This window comes from Pseudoalteromonas sp. Scap25 (genome assembly GCF_013394125.1).
Lineage (GTDB): Bacteria > Pseudomonadota > Gammaproteobacteria > Enterobacterales > Alteromonadaceae > Pseudoalteromonas.
Map to the genome: position 1 here is coordinate 818,230 of NZ_CP041327.1, position 16,652 is coordinate 834,881.

13 protein-coding genes are annotated in these 16,652 nt (G+C 40.9%); 8 read left to right on the top strand and 5 right to left on the bottom strand.

Features of this window, described 5'->3' with window-relative positions; all coding sequences use genetic code 11:
• Positions 1-599: 599 nt before the first annotated feature.
• Positions 600-1,523 (top strand): glutaminase B, encoded by a 924-nt coding sequence (gene glsB, locus FLM54_RS03735; protein WP_138605120.1) that lies wholly within the window; start codon positions 600-602, stop codon positions 1,521-1,523.
• A gap of 22 nt (positions 1,524-1,545) precedes the next feature.
• On the opposite strand, the gene FLM54_RS03740 is transcribed toward glsB, so the two are convergent.
• Positions 1,546-2,850: an inosine/guanosine kinase gene (locus tag FLM54_RS03740; RefSeq protein ID WP_138605119.1), complete on the bottom strand. Its 1,305-nt coding sequence runs from the start codon at positions 2,848-2,850 to the stop codon at positions 1,546-1,548.
• Positions 2,851-3,027: 177 nt separating this feature from the next.
• Here FLM54_RS03740 and tadA point away from each other — a divergent pair, with 177 nt between their 5' ends.
• Entirely contained in the window at positions 3,028-3,534 is a 507-nt protein-coding gene (tadA, locus tag FLM54_RS03745) for a tRNA adenosine(34) deaminase TadA (RefSeq protein ID WP_138605117.1), read from the top strand.
• On the opposite strand, the gene FLM54_RS03750 is transcribed toward tadA, so the two are convergent.
• Together FLM54_RS03750 and mltF are read right to left on the bottom strand one after the other, a co-directional pair.
• Positions 3,531-3,701, bottom strand: a complete 171-nt coding sequence (locus tag FLM54_RS03750; protein ID WP_008115566.1) for a hypothetical protein — start codon at positions 3,699-3,701, stop codon at positions 3,531-3,533. The genes tadA and FLM54_RS03750 overlap by 4 nt on opposite strands.
• Before the next feature lie 136 nt (positions 3,702-3,837).
• Complete coding sequence (gene mltF / locus FLM54_RS03755; RefSeq protein WP_138605116.1) at positions 3,838-5,289, bottom strand: membrane-bound lytic murein transglycosylase MltF; 1,452 nt, start codon at positions 5,287-5,289, stop codon at positions 3,838-3,840.
• Between the two features lie 211 nt (positions 5,290-5,500).
• Here mltF and purL point away from each other — a divergent pair, with 211 nt between their 5' ends.
• The 4 genes from purL to FLM54_RS03775 all read left to right on the top strand — a co-directional run bounded on the left by purL (position 5,501) and on the right by FLM54_RS03775 (position 12,477).
• Positions 5,501-9,391: a phosphoribosylformylglycinamidine synthase gene (gene purL / locus FLM54_RS03760; RefSeq protein WP_178955267.1), complete on the top strand. Its 3,891-nt coding sequence runs from the start codon at positions 5,501-5,503 to the stop codon at positions 9,389-9,391.
• A 124-nt stretch (positions 9,392-9,515) separates the two neighbouring features.
• Entirely contained in the window at positions 9,516-11,957 is a 2,442-nt protein-coding gene (locus tag FLM54_RS03765) for a YdbH domain-containing protein (RefSeq protein WP_178955269.1), read from the top strand.
• Positions 11,950-12,132 carry a YnbE family lipoprotein gene (locus FLM54_RS03770; protein WP_008115575.1) on the top strand — a complete coding sequence of 61 codons (183 nt, stop codon included), beginning with the start codon at positions 11,950-11,952 and terminating at the stop codon, positions 12,130-12,132. The genes FLM54_RS03765 and FLM54_RS03770 overlap by 8 nt, the downstream gene beginning before the upstream one ends.
• 9 nt (positions 12,133-12,141) lie before the next feature.
• On the top strand, positions 12,142-12,477 hold the full coding sequence (locus FLM54_RS03775; RefSeq protein WP_008115577.1) for a YdbL family protein: 336 nt from the start codon (positions 12,142-12,144) through the stop codon (positions 12,475-12,477).
• A 32-nt stretch (positions 12,478-12,509) separates the two neighbouring features.
• Here the strand turns inward: FLM54_RS03775 and FLM54_RS03780 are convergent, their stop codons facing one another.
• Together FLM54_RS03780 and waaA are read right to left on the bottom strand one after the other, a co-directional pair.
• The gene (locus FLM54_RS03780) at positions 12,510-13,058 is read right to left on the bottom strand and encodes a DUF1415 domain-containing protein (protein WP_178955271.1); all 549 of its coding nucleotides are present in this window, start codon (positions 13,056-13,058) and stop codon (positions 12,510-12,512) included.
• Entirely contained in the window at positions 13,055-14,335 is a 1,281-nt protein-coding gene (gene waaA / locus FLM54_RS03785; RefSeq protein ID WP_178955273.1) for a lipid IV(A) 3-deoxy-D-manno-octulosonic acid transferase, read from the bottom strand. Before waaA ends, FLM54_RS03780 begins: the two co-directional genes overlap by 4 nt.
• 235 nt (positions 14,336-14,570) lie before the next feature.
• Between waaA and FLM54_RS03790 the strand changes: the two genes are divergently transcribed.
• Positions 14,571-15,161 carry an SIS domain-containing protein gene (locus FLM54_RS03790; RefSeq protein ID WP_008115583.1) on the top strand — a complete coding sequence of 197 codons (591 nt, stop codon included), beginning with the start codon at positions 14,571-14,573 and terminating at the stop codon, positions 15,159-15,161.
• Entirely contained in the window at positions 15,161-16,600 is a 1,440-nt protein-coding gene (gene hldE, locus FLM54_RS03795; protein WP_138594062.1) for a bifunctional D-glycero-beta-D-manno-heptose-7-phosphate kinase/D-glycero-beta-D-manno-heptose 1-phosphate adenylyltransferase HldE, read from the top strand. Before FLM54_RS03790 ends, hldE begins: the two co-directional genes overlap by 1 nt.
• Positions 16,601-16,652: the final 52 nt, after the last annotated feature.

Here is a 16,652-nt window from a genome sequence, read left to right on the forward strand (position 1 = left end):
TTGCTATCTGGGGTTTAGTAAATAGCCAAGAACCCATGCCAAACTCAGTAGTCAAACAAAACAGCTCGAAGGCGAGCCCCGCGGAAGGCCGCCCCGACACAATGATAGTGTGGCATTTGTTATGTGACTTTCTACCGCTGTGGGTACCATGACATTACCAGAATTCAATTAAAGAAACCCGTTACAGCAATGTAACGGGTTTTTTGCTGTTTGGGGTTTAGTAAATATCTAAGAGCCCATGCCAAACTCAGTAGCCAAAAAAAAACAGCTCGAAGGCGAGCCCCGCGGAAGGCCGCCCCGACACAATGATAGCATCGCATTTGCTATGTGACTTTTTACCGCTGTGGGCACTGCGACATTCTACTGCGCTGTCGCTACGAAGTAGCGCACCGACTCTAATTAAAGGCATCAGATTAAAGTAAAAAAAGTAGGAACTTAAAGCCCTTACTATGGTTTACTTATGCTGTAATAGTTTCGAAGTTTGTAGTGAAATATTTTCATTGATATCAGCGAATCCCCTATTTGCTCAACATTACCATGCGGTTATGGATCTGACGTGTTAAAATTTAGTTTTAGATTTCGTATTATTGAGGTGTCGATTGCCAACGAGTGATTACCAACGAGTGTTAAATGAGATAACTCAAGAGGTTAAGCCTTTACTAACGCAGGGTAAAGTTGCCGATTATATACCGGCATTGGCAGAGGTTTCTCCTGAGCAGTTCTCTATTGCTATTTATACTACGGAAGGAGAAATTTTCTGCGCCGGTGATTGTGAGCAACGTTTCACAATTCAATCTGTATCTAAAGTAATGACTCTGACATTAGCTTTGCAACGCTATGGCGATGAATTATGGAATAGAGTTGGCAAAGAGCCTTCAGGTACAGCGTTTAACTCTCTGACACAGCTTGAGTTTGAAAAAGGGATTCCACGTAACCCATTTATTAATGCGGGAGCGATTGTTACCTGTGATGCTTTGTATAGTCGTTTATCAGCTCCAATGCACTCTATGCTTGAAACATTTCGCGATTTATCAGGTAATCGAAGTATTGTAATTGATAAGCAAGTGGCTAACTCAGAATATGAGTTTCGGCATAGAAATGCGGCAATGGCACATTTAATGAAATCATTCGGTAACTTTGAAAATGAAGTAGATGATGTCCTTTGGTCGTATTTTAATTTTTGTGCCATAGAACTTAATTGTATTGAACTTGCTAAGGCGTACAATTTTTTAGCCAATAAAGGGATGGATTACAGCTCAAACAAACGAGTACTTTCTAGTCGTCAAAACAAGCAATTAAATTCGTTGTTATTTACCAGTGGGTTATATGACGCAGCAGGTGACTTTGGTTATCGTGTAGGCATGCCTGGTAAATCGGGTGTTTCTGGTACAATATTAGCGGTGTTACCGAATAGATTTACAGTGGCAGTCTATTCACCAGGATTAAACTCTTTTGGTAACTCAGTGGCGGGAATAGCAGCATTAGAGCTGCTATCTAAAAAGCTTGATATATCTATATTTTAGCTTTGTTTAGCGTAATGGGATCTTATTGATCCCAATACACTTGTTCTAAACAATCTTCGCGCTCAGGCAAACCACGAGATAAGCGAGGAGAGTGCTGTACAAGTACTTCAAAGCTTGCACGGTTAGCATATTTGCTAATTTGTGCGAGCGAAGAGTAGGTAATGGCTTGTTGCTGATGCTTTGCTGAATTAGCAACATTCAACTTATGATAAACATTCGCTGATAAGTCATGTAAAACCGCGGCTAAAGCACAGTCACCGGCACCATTGGTATTTTTAATCGAGTCAGGCCCGCCCATAAACGGCGCTGTATGGCTATATGCCTTTATAGGGTTTTCACAGTCAACTTTACGCATTGCACGTGAAAATTCATAACGATTAAAATCTGGTATGGCACCCGGTAATAATGGATACTCTGTTTCACGTTTGCAGCTGTCGTCAACAAAACCAGCCATAAATAAGCCTTTTTCACCGGCTGTACAAATAACTAAGTCAACCCAATCTAATGCTTTGTCAGCAGCAAGAAGTGGATCTTCATATCCAGTAATTGCTTGGCCTTCTTCTTCGTTCATAGCAAGTATATCAACATGCTTTTCTACAAAGTTAGCCCACCATGTCGGGTCCTGCTCGATAAGAAACTTAGTCCCCAGTGTTAATACCACGGGTACATTTGCATCGTTAGCATACTTGATTGCTTGCATAGTCGCTTCGGTCATGGTTTCATCACCTTGAGTACGCATTAAATAAGCACTGATGACTAATGCTGATGAGCCTTCTATTAGCTCTTTATCAATTGACTCTGGCTTTAGGTAATTCATCAGGCCAGCACTAATAGCAAACGTGCGCTCACCTGTTTCATCAATCAAGGTAAAGCAACGGCCAATAGGACCATCGACTGGTTGTAAGTAGTCTAAATCTACACGACTTGAGTTATTACATAAAAATCTATAAGCATAACTGCCTATTTTTATATTTTCGCTCATTACGCCTAATAGTACCGAACGATCATCAGCAAGTACGGAATAGTTGTGCATTGTGTTGCCAACGGTTCCTCCTGCGAATTCGTAATCGACCATATCGTTTAGTTTTAAGCGATCGTATAAAGCATTAGTGATGTCATTATCTATAACTTGCGACATCCCTCGGCGCAATTGAAATTCATCGAGAAAAGCTTGGTCAACCTTAGCTTCTATATCAACAACGATTTGATCGATCCCCGTAACATAGCTGCGGTGTAATCGTTCTGTGGCGTTAAGTTGATTGGTCAGTGGATCTTTGGCTTCCACTGGGAAATAATGTTTATGCCTGCGGCGTCCAGGAAATTTCATTTGCTACCCGTGTTGTGAGCTAAATAAAAAAAGCGAGAGATTATAGCGTAAATCCCGCCTTATGGGCCATGGTAAACCACTTAAATTTGTTTTATTTTTGCAATAAAGTGATCAATTACGCATTTTTTTACGCTAAGTTGGTATAATTACGGCATAAAAAATAGTTAAGTAATAATCATGACAGAGCCATTTGACGACCAATATTGGATGGAACAAGCCCTTGTGTATGCAAAACAAGCAGAGCAACTCGATGAGATACCTGTAGGCGCCATTATTGTCAAAAATAATCAGCTTATAAGCGCGGGTTATAATCGCTCAATTACCGATAATGATCCGTCGGCTCATGCTGAGATGATAGCGGTAAGAGAAGCCGGCAAAGTGCTTAATAACTATCGCTTAATTGATTGCACTTTGTATGTTACGTTAGAGCCGTGCTCTATGTGTGCAGGTTTATTGGTGCACAGCCGAATTAAACGCTTAGTATTTGGTGCTGCCGATGCTAAAACGGGTTCTGCTGGTTCAATTATGAACTTGTTGCAAGAACCTCGTTTAAACCATCAGGTAGAAATAACGGGTGGGGTTTTAGAGACACAATGTGCAGAGACTATTTCTAGTTTTTTTAAGCGTCGCCGATCACAAATAAAAGCAGCAAAGCTAGCCGCTCGCAACCTTAACAGAGATTAGTCTGCAGCTGCTATTAAGGCGTCTAGCTCAGCCATTTGCTGCATAGCGAACATGCGGCGACGCCAGATAACCTTTTTATGCAAATTTCTTAACATCACTCGACGGCGAGTCGCAGTTGAGTGCTTTATACAACGTTTAAGTTGATGTGTACGTCTACGTTTAAGCATGACTTGTCCTTACGTGCTTGGTGATGACACAAATTTTAATACAATTGAGCCAGATTATTGAATAATTGATTGCAAGTAAACAACTATTTGCTTTTCTGACATGTAGCTAATATAGCGCGAAATTTTCAGAATGCATTTATTTTTCTTTTTCTGCTTCACCAGTGATACGTTGATTTGCATCATTTGGTTTAATGCTTTGATCTTTAGTTTCTTTTTCGGTTGTTGGCGGTGTAGTTGCCATTGCATTATTTTCATCAAGCCAAACTAGCGCATCGTAATAGCGACGAATATTATCAACATAAGTCACTGCAACATCACCGCGAGCATAGCCATAGCGGGTATTACGGTAGTGACGTTTTTTTACTAGTAATGGTAAGCGCTTTTTAACATCAGCCCATTTATCAGGGCTAGCTCCTTGTTGTTCGGTAATTATGCGGGCATCATTGACGTGGCCCCAACCAACATTATAAGCGGCAAGTGCGAGCCAAGTACGATCAGGCTGCGGGATTCTATCTGGTATACGTTTGATTAATTTAGCTAAGTATTGAGCACCGCCACGTATGTTTTGTTCTGGCTCCAAGCGATTAGTAACACCGACTTGTTTTGCTGTGCGCCTTGTTAGCATCATAATGCCGCGCACCCCTGTTGGCGATTTAGCTCGTGGGTTCCACATCGACTCTTGATAACTCAATGCAGCAAGTAAGCGCCAATCAAGGCTACCCGCATATTGTATAAACCAAGGCTGATATTTAGGCAGTGTTTCTTTTATTGCATCTATATAGGCTAAGGTATTAACGTAATTAAACTGACGGACATGGCCAAAATACTTCTCTTCAAGCACATAAAGTTGATTATTTTGTTTTGCTTCACCGAAAAAAGGAACTAGTAATGCGTACAAAGAGTCATCATTCGACTTTTTGAGTATCCATGCAATTGAATCATTACGGGTAACTGAAAAGCCAATACTCAAGTTAGGGTGATAGCGCCTAAACAACGCTAATGTATGAGAATCTGCCAAGGTGTAATCTATTTCACCATCAATAACGGCTTGTAATAACTCTTCCTCATCAAATTCTTCGGTTTCATTCCAAGTTAAATCTGGGTTGGTTTGTTGTATTTCTTCTAATGTGAGCGAGTGACTACTTTTAGCAATAACAGTGAAGTTACCAGTTAAATCATCAAAATCTCTAGGGCGTTCACGGCCTTGTTTAAATACTAATTTTTGACTAATTGTTCTGTAAGTTGGGCCATAGCGGTAACGTTTGGCGCGCGCCTTGTTAAAAGTAAGTCCAGAGGCAATTAAATCGAGATCGCCACTATCTAAGCGCGCAAACATATCGGATAAATTAAAAAAGGGCACAATTTCAAGCTCTACCCCAAGGTAATCGGCGAATGCTTGAGACAGTTCAAATTCAAACCCTTGTTCACCTTGAACAGCTTGATAGTAATTACTTGCGCTGGCGAGTGTACCCACACGAATTTTATTTTCTGATTTAATTTGGGCAAGCTGTGTTGACTGCTCTTGTGTATTACAGGCACACAAAAGGATGACTAACGTAATAATTGTTATTAGCTTTATCTTCAACATATTCGCCTCTTTAGCATCGTATCTCCTGTTATAACAAAACTTACTGATTACGTCACTTACCGTTTAATCGCAGTAAGTAAAAAATAGGTGTAAACAAAAAGAAAAAGTTAATTTAATGAAAAGCGCATTTTTGAGTTAAATCTGGGAGTAATTTGGACTATAATACGCGCCTAAAATATCGTTCAATCCCTAACCCCGGGTGAAATTACTTATGTTGATCCTTCGTGGTGCACCAGCACTTTCAGAGTTCAGAGTTAATAAAATTTTAGCGCGTTGCCAACAATCGCAACTTCCTGTCACCAATGTATATGCCGAATACGCTCACTTTGCCGATTTAACATCGCCATTAGACACTGATGAGCAAACCAAACTTGAAAAGTTATTAACCTATGGACCAACAATTGCTGAGCATACGCCAGCGGGTCAGTTGGTATTAGTAACGCCTCGACCTGGTACTATTTCGCCATGGGCTTCAAAAGCGACTGATATCGCTCATAACTGTGGGCTTAAACAAGTTCACAGGGTTGAACGTGGTATTGCTTACTATGTTGAAGGTGATTTAAGTACAGAGCAGCTTACACACGTTATTGCGCTTCTTCATGACCGTATGACTGAAGCTACTCATAGTAAATTAGAAGATGCAGCGCAGTTATTTCGCAGTGATGCACCTCGCCAAATGTCATCAGTTGATATTTTAGGTGGCGGCCGCGAAGCATTAGCCGTAGCCAATATAGAGCAAGGGTTTGCACTTGCTGATGATGAAATTGACTACTTAGTGGAAAACTTCATCAAGTTAGGGCGCAATCCTAACGACATCGAATTATTCATGTTTGCACAAGCAAACTCAGAGCATTGTCGTCATAAAATATTTAATGCTGATTGGACTATCGATGGTATTGAACAGCCAAAGTCGCTGTTTAAAATGATTAAAAATACCTTTGAGCATAACCCTGAAAATGTACTGTCTGCTTATAAAGATAACGCAGCCGTAATGAAAGGCTCAAAGGCGGGTCGCTTCTTCCCGAATGCGCAAGGTGAATATGCGTATCATCAAGAAGACATTGAAATATTAATGAAGGTTGAAACCCATAACCACCCAACGGCAATTGCGCCCTTTTCTGGTGCGGCAACAGGGTCGGGCGGTGAGATTCGCGATGAAGGTGCAACTGGCCGTGGTTCAAAACCAAAAGCCGGCTTAGTGGGCTTTACTGTATCTAACTTACGTATTCCTGGTTTTGAACAACCTTGGGAAAGTGATTTTGGTAAGCCTGGGCGCATAGTGAATGCCCTTGATATTATGACTGAAGGCCCATTAGGTGGTGCTGCGTTTAATAATGAGTTTGGCCGTCCTAATCTTTTAGGTTATTTCCGTACATACGAAGAAAAAGTAACGAGTCACAATGGTGAAGAGGTACGTGGTTACCACAAGCCAATTATGCTTGCCGGTGGTTTAGGTAATATTCGTGCTGATCATGTTCAAAAAGGCGATATTCCAGTAGGCGCAAAACTGATTGCGCTTGGCGGCCCTGCAATGAACATTGGTTTAGGCGGTGGTGCTGCATCTAGCATGGCATCGGGTCAATCAAACGAAGATTTAGATTTTGCTTCTGTTCAACGTGAAAACCCAGAAATGGAACGTCGTTGTCAAGAAGTAATCGACAAATGTTGGCAGCTAGGTGATGCAAATCCTATTGCGTTTATACATGATGTGGGCGCTGGTGGTTTATCAAATGCATTCCCTGAGCTTGTAGATGATGGTGGCCGTGGTGGTAAATTCCAACTGCGTGACATCCCTAATGATGAGCCGGGCATGGCACCACACGAAATTTGGTGTAATGAATCGCAAGAGCGATATGTGCTTGCTGTGGGCGTTGAAGACTTTGCACGCTTTGAAGCAATTTGTAAGCGTGAGCGCGCACAATATGCAGTTATTGGTGAAGCAACAGAAGAGCGTCATTTAACGGTTGCAGATAGTCATTTTGATAACAGCCCTGTAGATTTACCATTGGATGTATTACTAGGTAAAGCACCTAAAATGCATCGTGATGTTACGTCGCAACAAGTAGTCGGTACTGCATTAAATGTAGAGGCAATTAATCCTGCGGATGCAGCGCAGCGTTTATTACGTTTACCAACCATTGCAGAAAAAACCTTCCTGATTACTATTGGCGATCGCTCTGTAACTGGTTTAGTAGCGCGCGATCAAATGGTAGGCCCATGGCAAGTGCCTGTGGCTAACTGTGCAGTTACCGCAGCAACTTACGATACCTACCACGGTGAAGCTATGTCATTAGGTGAACGTACTCCAGCGGCATTACTTAATTATGGCGCTTCTGCACGTTTGGCTGTGGCCGAGTCTCTTACAAATATTGCTGGTACTAATATTGGTAGTCTTGAGAACATTAAGCTATCTGCTAACTGGATGGCGGCTGCAGGTCACCCTGGTGAAGACGCAGGTTTATATGAAGCGGTAAAAGCTGTTGGTGAAGAGTTATGTCCAGCACTTGGGTTAACAATCCCAGTAGGTAAAGACTCGATGTCGATGAAAACGACATGGAAAAATGAAGATGATACAACTGAGCAATCAGTAACATCGCCTTTATCACTGATTATTACAGCCTTTGGCCGTGTTGACGATGTACGTAAAACGGTGACTCCACAGCTGCGCACTGATAAGGGCGACACTTCGCTTATTTTAGTTGATTTAGGTGCGGGTAAAAACCGTATGGGCGCATCAAGCCTTGCACAAGTTTATAAGCAGCTTGGTGATGTTACTCCTGATGTAGACAGCCCTGAGTTACTAAAAGGCTTTTATAATGCTATGCAGGCGCTAGTGGCTGATAGCAAGTTACTTGCGTATCACGACCGTTCAGACGGTGGCTTGTTTACTACTATTGCTGAAATGGCGTTTACCGGACATACCGGTGTAACCGTAGATTTAGCGACTTTGACTGGCTCGGATATTGAAGCGCTTTATAACGAAGAGTTAGGTGCTGTAATTCAAGTAGCAAACAGTGATTTAGATGCTGTAAATTCTGTATTTGAGCAGCATGGTGTTGCCGCAATTAGCCATGTGATTGGCTCGCTTAATAATGACGATAACATTGTATTTAATCGTGGTGAGCAAACAGTACTTAATCATACGCGTACTGAGCTTCGTACAATTTGGGCCGAAACAACCTATCAGATGCAAGCGCGTCGTGATAACCCTGAGTGTGCTAAGCAAGAATTTGACGCTAAATTTGATGCAAAAGACCCAGGCTTAAACGTTAAACTTAACTTTGACTTAAACGAAGATATAGCTGCACCGTACATTGCGACAGGTGCTAAGCCACAAATGGCTATTTTACGTGAGCAAGGCGTTAACTCGCACCTAGAAATGGCTGCTGCGTTTAACCGTGCTGGTTTTGCTGCGGTAGATGTTCACATGAGTGATATTTTAGAAGGTCGTTTAACGCTTGAACAGTTTAAAGGTTTAGTGGCGTGTGGTGGCTTCTCTTACGGTGACGTATTAGGCGCTGGTGAAGGCTGGGCTAAGTCAATATTGTTTAACGATATGGCACGCGATCAGTTCCAAAGCTTCTTCCATCGTGAAGATACCTTTAGCTTAGGTGTATGTAACGGTTGTCAGATGCTATCAACATTAAAAGAGTTGATTCCAGGTACTGAACATTGGCCGCGCTTTGTAACTAATAAGTCAGAGCGTTTTGAAGCACGCTTTAGTCTGGTTGAAATTCAAGAAAACCCATCGGTGTTCTTTAATGGGATGGCAGGTTCACATATGCCAATTGCAGTTTCTCATGGTGAAGGTCATGCAGAATTTGCAAACGATGCGGCAACTAAGGCTGCACTTGCAAGCGGCACCGTAGCGGTTAAGTTTGTTGATAACTACGGTAATCCAACAACACAGTACCCAGCAAACCCGAATGGTTCACCTGAGGGGATCACGGGTATTACATCAACAGATGGTCGTGCAACTGTAATGATGCCACACCCTGAACGTGTATTCCGTGCGGTTGCTAACTCTTGGCACCCAGATGAGTGGGTTGAGGATAGCCCATGGATGCGTATGTTTAGAAATGCGCGTAAAAATGTAGGTTAATATACACGCTAGATTCATGATCTAGATGTAAGATAAAAAGGCTGCCTTGTGCAGCCTTTTTTGTTTAGACTGTTCAAGGTTCAAGGTTCAAGGTTCAAGGTTCAAGGTTCAAATTAAGGATAGTATGATCAAACGCATCGCATGGGGAATCGTGTTTTTATTTCTGAGTGTTCTAACACTGGGTTATGTATTTCGTATGCCTATAACTCAATGGGCTATAGCGCCATCTTTGAGCCAATCTGGCGTTGAATTACATTGTTTAGATTGGTCACTAAATGCAAATATTAGCTTAAACGTAAACCGGTTATGTTTGACTTACCAAGGCCATCAAATTGAGCTTGGTAGCATTGTGGCTGATACAAAAAAAATAACTGTTGGCCGCGCTAATCTTCGTTTAAATGATAGCGAGAGTGTCTCAGCAAGTAATAATTCCTTCAAAAAGCTGGCACTTAGTTTACCCAAAGAGCGGCCGAAAATTGATATCAAAAGATTGTTAATTACCCACCCACAACTTCATGATGAACTGGTAGTTAGCATTGGTGAAGAGAAGCTAAATACATTTGTGATTTCAGGTGATGCAATCGCAGAGGTAACAGTCAGCAATCATAAAATTACTGGTCACTTTAAGTTAGCTGATGGATTACTAACAAAGATAAAGCCGATACCCGCGCTTTCATTAAACAGTGGGCATGAGTTCACCTTTGATGGGTTATCCGTTGATATAAAATCAAACATAGATGCTGAGTTTACACAGCAATTTAGTAAATGCCCAGTAACGCTAAAGGCTTTTGGTGATATGAATATTTACTATCACTTTAACGATAAAAAAGCCTTGTTAAATACACAGCAATTAACCAGCTTGGTAACGTTTGATAGTGATTGTTTGACGCTTATAAGCAATCAATCACAGCGTGAATTTGTAGCCAAGCAGCTGCCGTTAAAATGGCAATTGATGCTCAGTGATACGGTAAAGTTTGAAAACGGACAACTTGTTATACCGTCAATGCTATTAAACACTAAAAATAGTGAAACGAAGCTGAGCCTGAAAAACCTAGCAATTAATGTTCAGCAGCCGTTAGAGTATGCCAAAGGCAATATTAAGTTATTGTTTATCAGCGAAGGTATTGAGCATATAGAAATAGATGCAGCTTTAAATAACTTGGCTGTGAATGGCAACTACCAATTAAACGTCGATGAGCTGCCTGGTTTTTTACCTGTATCAGCTAAAAAGGTAGCAAGCACAGGTCAATTTAAAATAGCGGATGTTTTACAACATAAAAAAAATGCGAAAATAACCAGCGAGATTGCTTTTGCTGAGCTTAGTTTTGATAAATTAACAGTAAAGGGCTACAAGGCACAGTTTACGACTGAGATTGACGATAAACAAAATATCAACGCAAGCTTGGATAGCCATTTACGCTCAGTGGCTTATGAGCAATACCAAGTGCGTGGTGTAAATAATCAATTATCAGCATCTTCTAGTTTGGCTGTTGGCGAATTATTTGTCGATTTAAACAGTGAAACTAAACTTACCCAACTTAACAGTGACTTTTTAAACCTAAGTAATATTCGCATAAGCTCTAAAGGCCTGCAAAGTCGGGCGCTTCAAGCCTCACATCATGTATTTATTGATGGTATTGAGTTGGTAGCCAGTCACCACATATCTGCTGTGGAACATCCATTTGAGATAACAGTTGCAGATCAAGCTGTGACTAAATTTAACCCTGTTTTACAGCAGTTTGAACCATTAGCCACGCTGACCGATGGTAGCTTTAATGGGGTTGTTCGCGGAGATGTTAATTTACAGCAGGCTGATTTTGCATTTCAAGTCGAACAGGTAAGTGGCTTATACAACGATTATTTAGCTAAGCATTTTAGCAGTCGCTTAACGGGTTCTTATGATTCAGGGCAGCTTAATGTGGCTCCTACTACATTTGAATTAAATGAGTTACGAGCAGGTGCTGTTGTGAGTAACATTGTCGGTAATTTTAGTGTTGAGAACTCTATTGCTCGCGCTGAAAAAATAACTGCTGATGTACTTGGTGGTCGTTTTGCTTTGGATAGCTACAAAGTGACGGAAAAAGCGCAGCAGTCTTTGGTCACATTTGAAAATATTGATGCGAGTAAACTTATTACCTTAGATGATAAATCAGGCATTACACTAACTGGTCGAGTGAATGGCCGCTTACCCGTTTACTTTGATCAACAAGGTATTTCGGTAAAATCTGGTGAATTATCTAACCAAGGAACAGGTAAACTAGTTATTACTGACAATGCAGCTTTTGATGCAGTTAAAGCTCAGCAACAAGAACTGGACCCGATTTTAAGCTTGTTGGAAGATTTAGACATTCAGAGCTTAAACAGTAGTGTTGACTTAAAGCCTGACGGTTGGCTTTATTTAGGTGTAAACTTAAAGGGATACAATAAGGAACAGGCGCAGCAAGTTAACTTTAATTACAACCATGAAGAAAATGTTTTTACACTCTTAAGAGCATTGCGCTTAAGTGATGAAATTACTCAAAAAGTTGAACAAGAGTATTCAACAAAAGGAACTAAAAATGACTAAATGGCTGATAATACTTACAGCACTGGGGTTGCTTAGTGCATGTACGCACCGCGTTGAAGTGGCAGCGAAAGAGCCTATCACCATTAATTTAAATGTGAAGGTTGATCATGAAATTCGCGTAAAAGTTGATAAAGAGCTAGATGACTTATTTAGCGATGACAGTGAGTTATTCTAAGGAGCAATTATGAGTTTATTAAAAAATAAAAAGTTAAACGTGATCACACTTTTAAGTGCCGCTTTATTGTCATTTTCTGCTTGGGCAATCAGTTTAGATGATGCTAAAAACCAAGGGCTTGTGGGTGAAGATAGCTCAGGTTATTTAGGTTTGGTTGTACAAAATGCAGAGGCTAAAGCGGTTGTTGATGAAATTAACGCAAAGCGCAAAGCACAATATTTAAAACTTGCGAAAAAGAACAACTTGTCACTTGCTCAAGTAGAAGCACTAGCGGCGGCAAAAACCATTGAAAAAACCCAAGCAGGGCATTTCGTTGAAGTTAATGGTGAGTGGGTTAAAAAATAACTCTGCGCATTATTAAAAACCAAAAACCGAGCTTATGCGCTCGGTTTTTTGCAATTTTCAAGTAGCTGCTGCCAAAAGTGAACTCCTTTACGGCGAGCTAAGTTGATATTGTGTTCAGGAATTGACTCCGGCTCGTTGTATTCATCTAGTGCCGCGCTCATACTTGCCTCACGTATTAAGTGTAAAGTAGGAAAAGGCGAGCGATTAGTATAATTTGCAGCGTCATCTTCATCACTATCAGCAAAAACATAGTCAGGATGAAAGTTTGCAATTTGGTACTTCCCCTCAAAACCTTGTGCAACTAATAGCGCATTGGCTAAGTCAACAAGGTCTAAAAAATCTTCAAAATCAGTAAAGCCATTATCAAATATTAACAAAGTTGTTTCACGCTGAGGATCACGGTCAAGCTGGGTACATTGTTCAAGCATATCCATAACAGCATCATCAATTTTTGAGGTGTTACTAATGGTGTAGTGAATGCAGTTATTTTCAACTTCTTTACGGGCAAATGGACAAAAATTGTATTTTACAATCACAGCGCTTACCCATTCACGGGTTTGAGATATAGCTAAGTTGGTCACGATTTTGGCTCTAAATAAGGAGTTATAATGGCAAGCGTTTTGGCAATAGCGCCTTGGTTTTTAGCAACACACTGAGCTGCTTTACTGCCAAGAATATCACACGCTTTGGTGTTTTTAATTAAGCGAAGCAATGCAAGCGCCAGTTCGTCAGTATTTTCAACCACATGGGCGCCTTTGAGTTTAATCAGTTCAGGGTAAACATGGTCAAAGTTGTAGGTATGAGGGCCGGTAAGTATACCCACTGAAAAAGCTGCCGACTCTAATGGGTTATGGCCACCACGACGAATTAAGCTGCCACCGATAAAGCTAATATTAGCGGCACCATATAGATATTGTAATTCACCTAATGTGTCGGCTAACACAACTTGTTCATTGTTATAATTTTTTTGACTGCGACGACTAAAGCTAAGATTAGAGTGAGTCAGTAGCTCTGCAACTTTATCAAACTGTTCGGGATGACGTGGCGCAATGATCAGCAAAGCGTCAGGGTGTGCTTCTAGTAGTTGTTGGTGGGCTACTAAAATAAACTCATGCTCTATAGGGTGTGTAGAACCTGCGACCCATATAAAGCGTTCTGCTTTTTTATAATATTGCTTTAAAGAGGCTACTTTATCGAGTTGTGCAGTGGTTGGGGTAATATCAAATTTTATTGATCCCGTTACATGGCTTTTTTCAGCAGGTAGCCCTAATTCAATAAAGCGATTTGCATCGGTTTTGTCGTGACTTGCAAGTGCGGTAATTGATTGCATGATACTGCGAGTTAGCTGGGCCACTTTTTCGTAGCCTTGCTGAGACTTTTCAGATAGTCGTGCATTAACTACCAATACAGGTATATTTTGTTTGTGCGCATTAGCCATTAAGTTCGGCCATAGTTCAGTTTCTAAAATACAGAGTAATTGCGGTTTTACTCGTTTTAAAAAGCGAGTGGTGGCCATTGGAAAATCAATGGGTAAATAACTAACAGCAACGCTGTTTTTAAATTGTGCGCTAACTTGCTCTCGTCCTGTTGGAGTATTGCAGGTAATTAAAATATTTAACTGCGGTTGTTCATGTTGTAGGGCTTTAATTAAAGGGGTTGCAGCTAACACCTCGCCCACAGAAGCACAATGAAATACAGCTGGTTTGTTGTTTGAAAATAAAGCGCGGCTTATGAAGCCAAAACGTTCCTTAAAGTGAGCGCGATATCCTGCGTTTTTTTTACCTCTTAGTACATATAAGTAAAATACAATCAGTGGGCTAATAATAATTAATGCGAGTGAATAAAAAATGCGTGCCATACTGTTGCTTTGTATAAATGAAAGTGGCGCTAGTTTAGCGTGAAATCGTTTTTATCTAAATACACAAATATAAAATAGCAACTTGAAAAAGGTAACAACGATAAAAACCTTCTTTATCTGAATAATAACTTTCTACCCGTACTTTAATTTAGTTATATAGAGGTGATTTGGCTATAAAATTATGGAATAATGAAATTAATTTTTCCTGCCATTTCAGTTCCAAGAGGAATATCTCATGTCAATTATAGATTCAGTGGCAACTAGCTACCTAGAAAGTTTAAATCGTCACCAAGTATTGTTCGAAACCATGGAGGCGTATCATCAAGAGGTAATGCAGTTGTTAGAAGCATGTCATAGTGCTTTACAGGCTGGTGGTAAGGTTGTTTGGTTTGGTAATGGCGGCAGTGCGGCTGATGCTCAGCATTTGGCTGCAGAGTTTGTGGTACGTTATAAGTTAGAGCGAGGACCGTTAGCGTCTATTGCTCTAACCACAGACACCTCTATTTTAACAGCGCATAGTAATGACTATCATTTTGACACAGTATTTGAACGCCAAGTACAGGCGCTATGTAAACCTGAAGATATTGTAATTGGCTTAACCACATCGGGCACCAGTAATAATATTAATTTAGCGTTAGAAGCCGCTAATAAAATAGGAGCATTCACTGTTGCATTTACAGGTCGCGATGGGGGGAAAGTAAAAGACATCGCCAAGTTACCTATTATTATTAAAAATGATGAAACAGCCCGTATCCAAGAGGCGCATATGTTTATCGGCCATTGGTTGTGTGAAGCCATGGATATGGTTGTTGCGGAGCAGCAGTAATGGATTTATCGCTATTAAAAAACTTATCAGCAGCGCGTATTTTAGTGGTTGGTGACGTTATGCTAGACCGCTACTGGTATGGTGATTCTGGCCGTATTTCGCCGGAGGCACCAGTACCCGTTGTAAAAGTCAGTAAATTTGAAGACAAAGCCGGTGGTGCCGCCAATGTGGCTAAAAATATAGCCCGACTAGATGGCAAAGTGGGTTTACTTGGCCTAATTGGCGAGGATGAAAGCGGACAAATTTTAGAAAACATTCTAGAGGGTGAAAAAATAAATTCACAGCTTGTGAGTGTATGCGATTTGCCGACTATTTCTAAAATGCGGGTGATCAGTCGTCATCAACAAGTTGTGCGTTTAGATTTAGAAGAGGCTTTTAATGAGTCTCATAGCCAGTTGTTATTAAATCGATTAGAGCTGGTGCTGAGTGATTACGACTTTATTGTATTTTCTGATTACAACAAGGGCTCACTCGCGCTAATCCAAAAAATGATTTCGGTTGCTAAAGATGCAGGTAAAACCGTGCTTGTTGACCCTAAATCATCTGATTTAGAGTTGTACCGTGGAGCTGATTACATAACCCCTAATTTAAATGAGTTTAAATTAGCGGGTGGTCAGGTTGGTTCAGAAGAGTTGCTTGCTAGCAGCGCGCGTACCCTGATTAGTGATGCGGGTATTAACGCCATGCTACTAACACGCTCAGAACAAGGTATGTCGCTAATTGATGCAACGCAAAAGCATGACTTTGCAGCGCAACAACTCGAAGTAAGTGATGTAACCGGTGCGGGCGATACTGTTATTGCTACATTAGCTGTAATGCTAGGTGCGGGTATGACCGCCAAAGATGCAGTCGAAATTGCAAACTTAGCAGCCGGTATTGCAGTAAGTAAATTGGGAGCGGCTACCGTTTCTCCTGAAGAGTTGAGCCGCAAGTTAGGCCAATACTTACAAGCCACTGGCGAGCATTATCAAACCCCATTTGATGATGTATTACAGCATATTGAATTTGCAAAGCAAAATGGTGAAACCATTGTATTTACTAATGGTTGTTTTGATATTTTGCATGCAGGCCATGTGCGCTATTTAGCACAAGCTAAAGCGCGAGGTGATAGATTAGTGGTTGGTTTAAATAACGATGAATCCATTGCCCGTTTAAAAGGTCCTGAGCGCCCAATTAACCCATTAGACGAGCGTGCTATGGTGCTAAGTGCGCTTGCCTCTGTTGATTGGGTTATTCCGTTTGGCAGTGAGGATGAAAATGACACACCGGCAAAGTTAATTGAACAAATTAGCCCAGATATTCTTGTTAAAGGTGGTGATTACACCGTTGAGCAAATTGCTGGTGCCGAGCATGTGTTGCGTCATGGCGGAAAAGTAGAAGTGCTTGAGTTTTTAGATGGTTGCTCTACATCAAAAGTGATTAGCAAAATTAAAAGCTAGCTAGTTAGTGAAATAAAAAAGGGGATAAACTTTGGTTTATCCCCTTTTTTAA

What these genes read in the sequence shown, in the direction of transcription:
- FLM54_RS03740 (WP_138605119.1), bottom strand. Translation starts at nt 2,850, where the DNA reads ATGAAATTTCCTGGACGCCGCAGGCATAAACATTATTTCCCAGTGGAA.
- tadA (WP_138605117.1), top strand. Translation starts at nt 3,028, where the DNA reads ATGACAGAGCCATTTGACGACCAATATTGGATGGAACAAGCCCTTGTG.
- FLM54_RS03750 (WP_008115566.1), bottom strand. Translation starts at nt 3,701, where the DNA reads ATGCTTAAACGTAGACGTACACATCAACTTAAACGTTGTATAAAGCAC.
- mltF (WP_138605116.1), bottom strand. Translation starts at nt 5,289, where the DNA reads ATGTTGAAGATAAAGCTAATAACAATTATTACGTTAGTCATCCTTTTG.
- purL (WP_178955267.1), top strand. Translation starts at nt 5,501, where the DNA reads ATGTTGATCCTTCGTGGTGCACCAGCACTTTCAGAGTTCAGAGTTAAT.
- FLM54_RS03765 (WP_178955269.1), top strand. Translation starts at nt 9,516, where the DNA reads ATGATCAAACGCATCGCATGGGGAATCGTGTTTTTATTTCTGAGTGTT.
- FLM54_RS03770 (WP_008115575.1), top strand. Translation starts at nt 11,950, where the DNA reads ATGACTAAATGGCTGATAATACTTACAGCACTGGGGTTGCTTAGTGCA.
- FLM54_RS03775 (WP_008115577.1), top strand. Translation starts at nt 12,142, where the DNA reads ATGAGTTTATTAAAAAATAAAAAGTTAAACGTGATCACACTTTTAAGT.
- waaA (WP_178955273.1), bottom strand. Translation starts at nt 14,335, where the DNA reads ATGGCACGCATTTTTTATTCACTCGCATTAATTATTATTAGCCCACTG.
- FLM54_RS03790 (WP_008115583.1), top strand. Translation starts at nt 14,571, where the DNA reads ATGTCAATTATAGATTCAGTGGCAACTAGCTACCTAGAAAGTTTAAAT.
- hldE (WP_138594062.1), top strand. Translation starts at nt 15,161, where the DNA reads ATGGATTTATCGCTATTAAAAAACTTATCAGCAGCGCGTATTTTAGTG.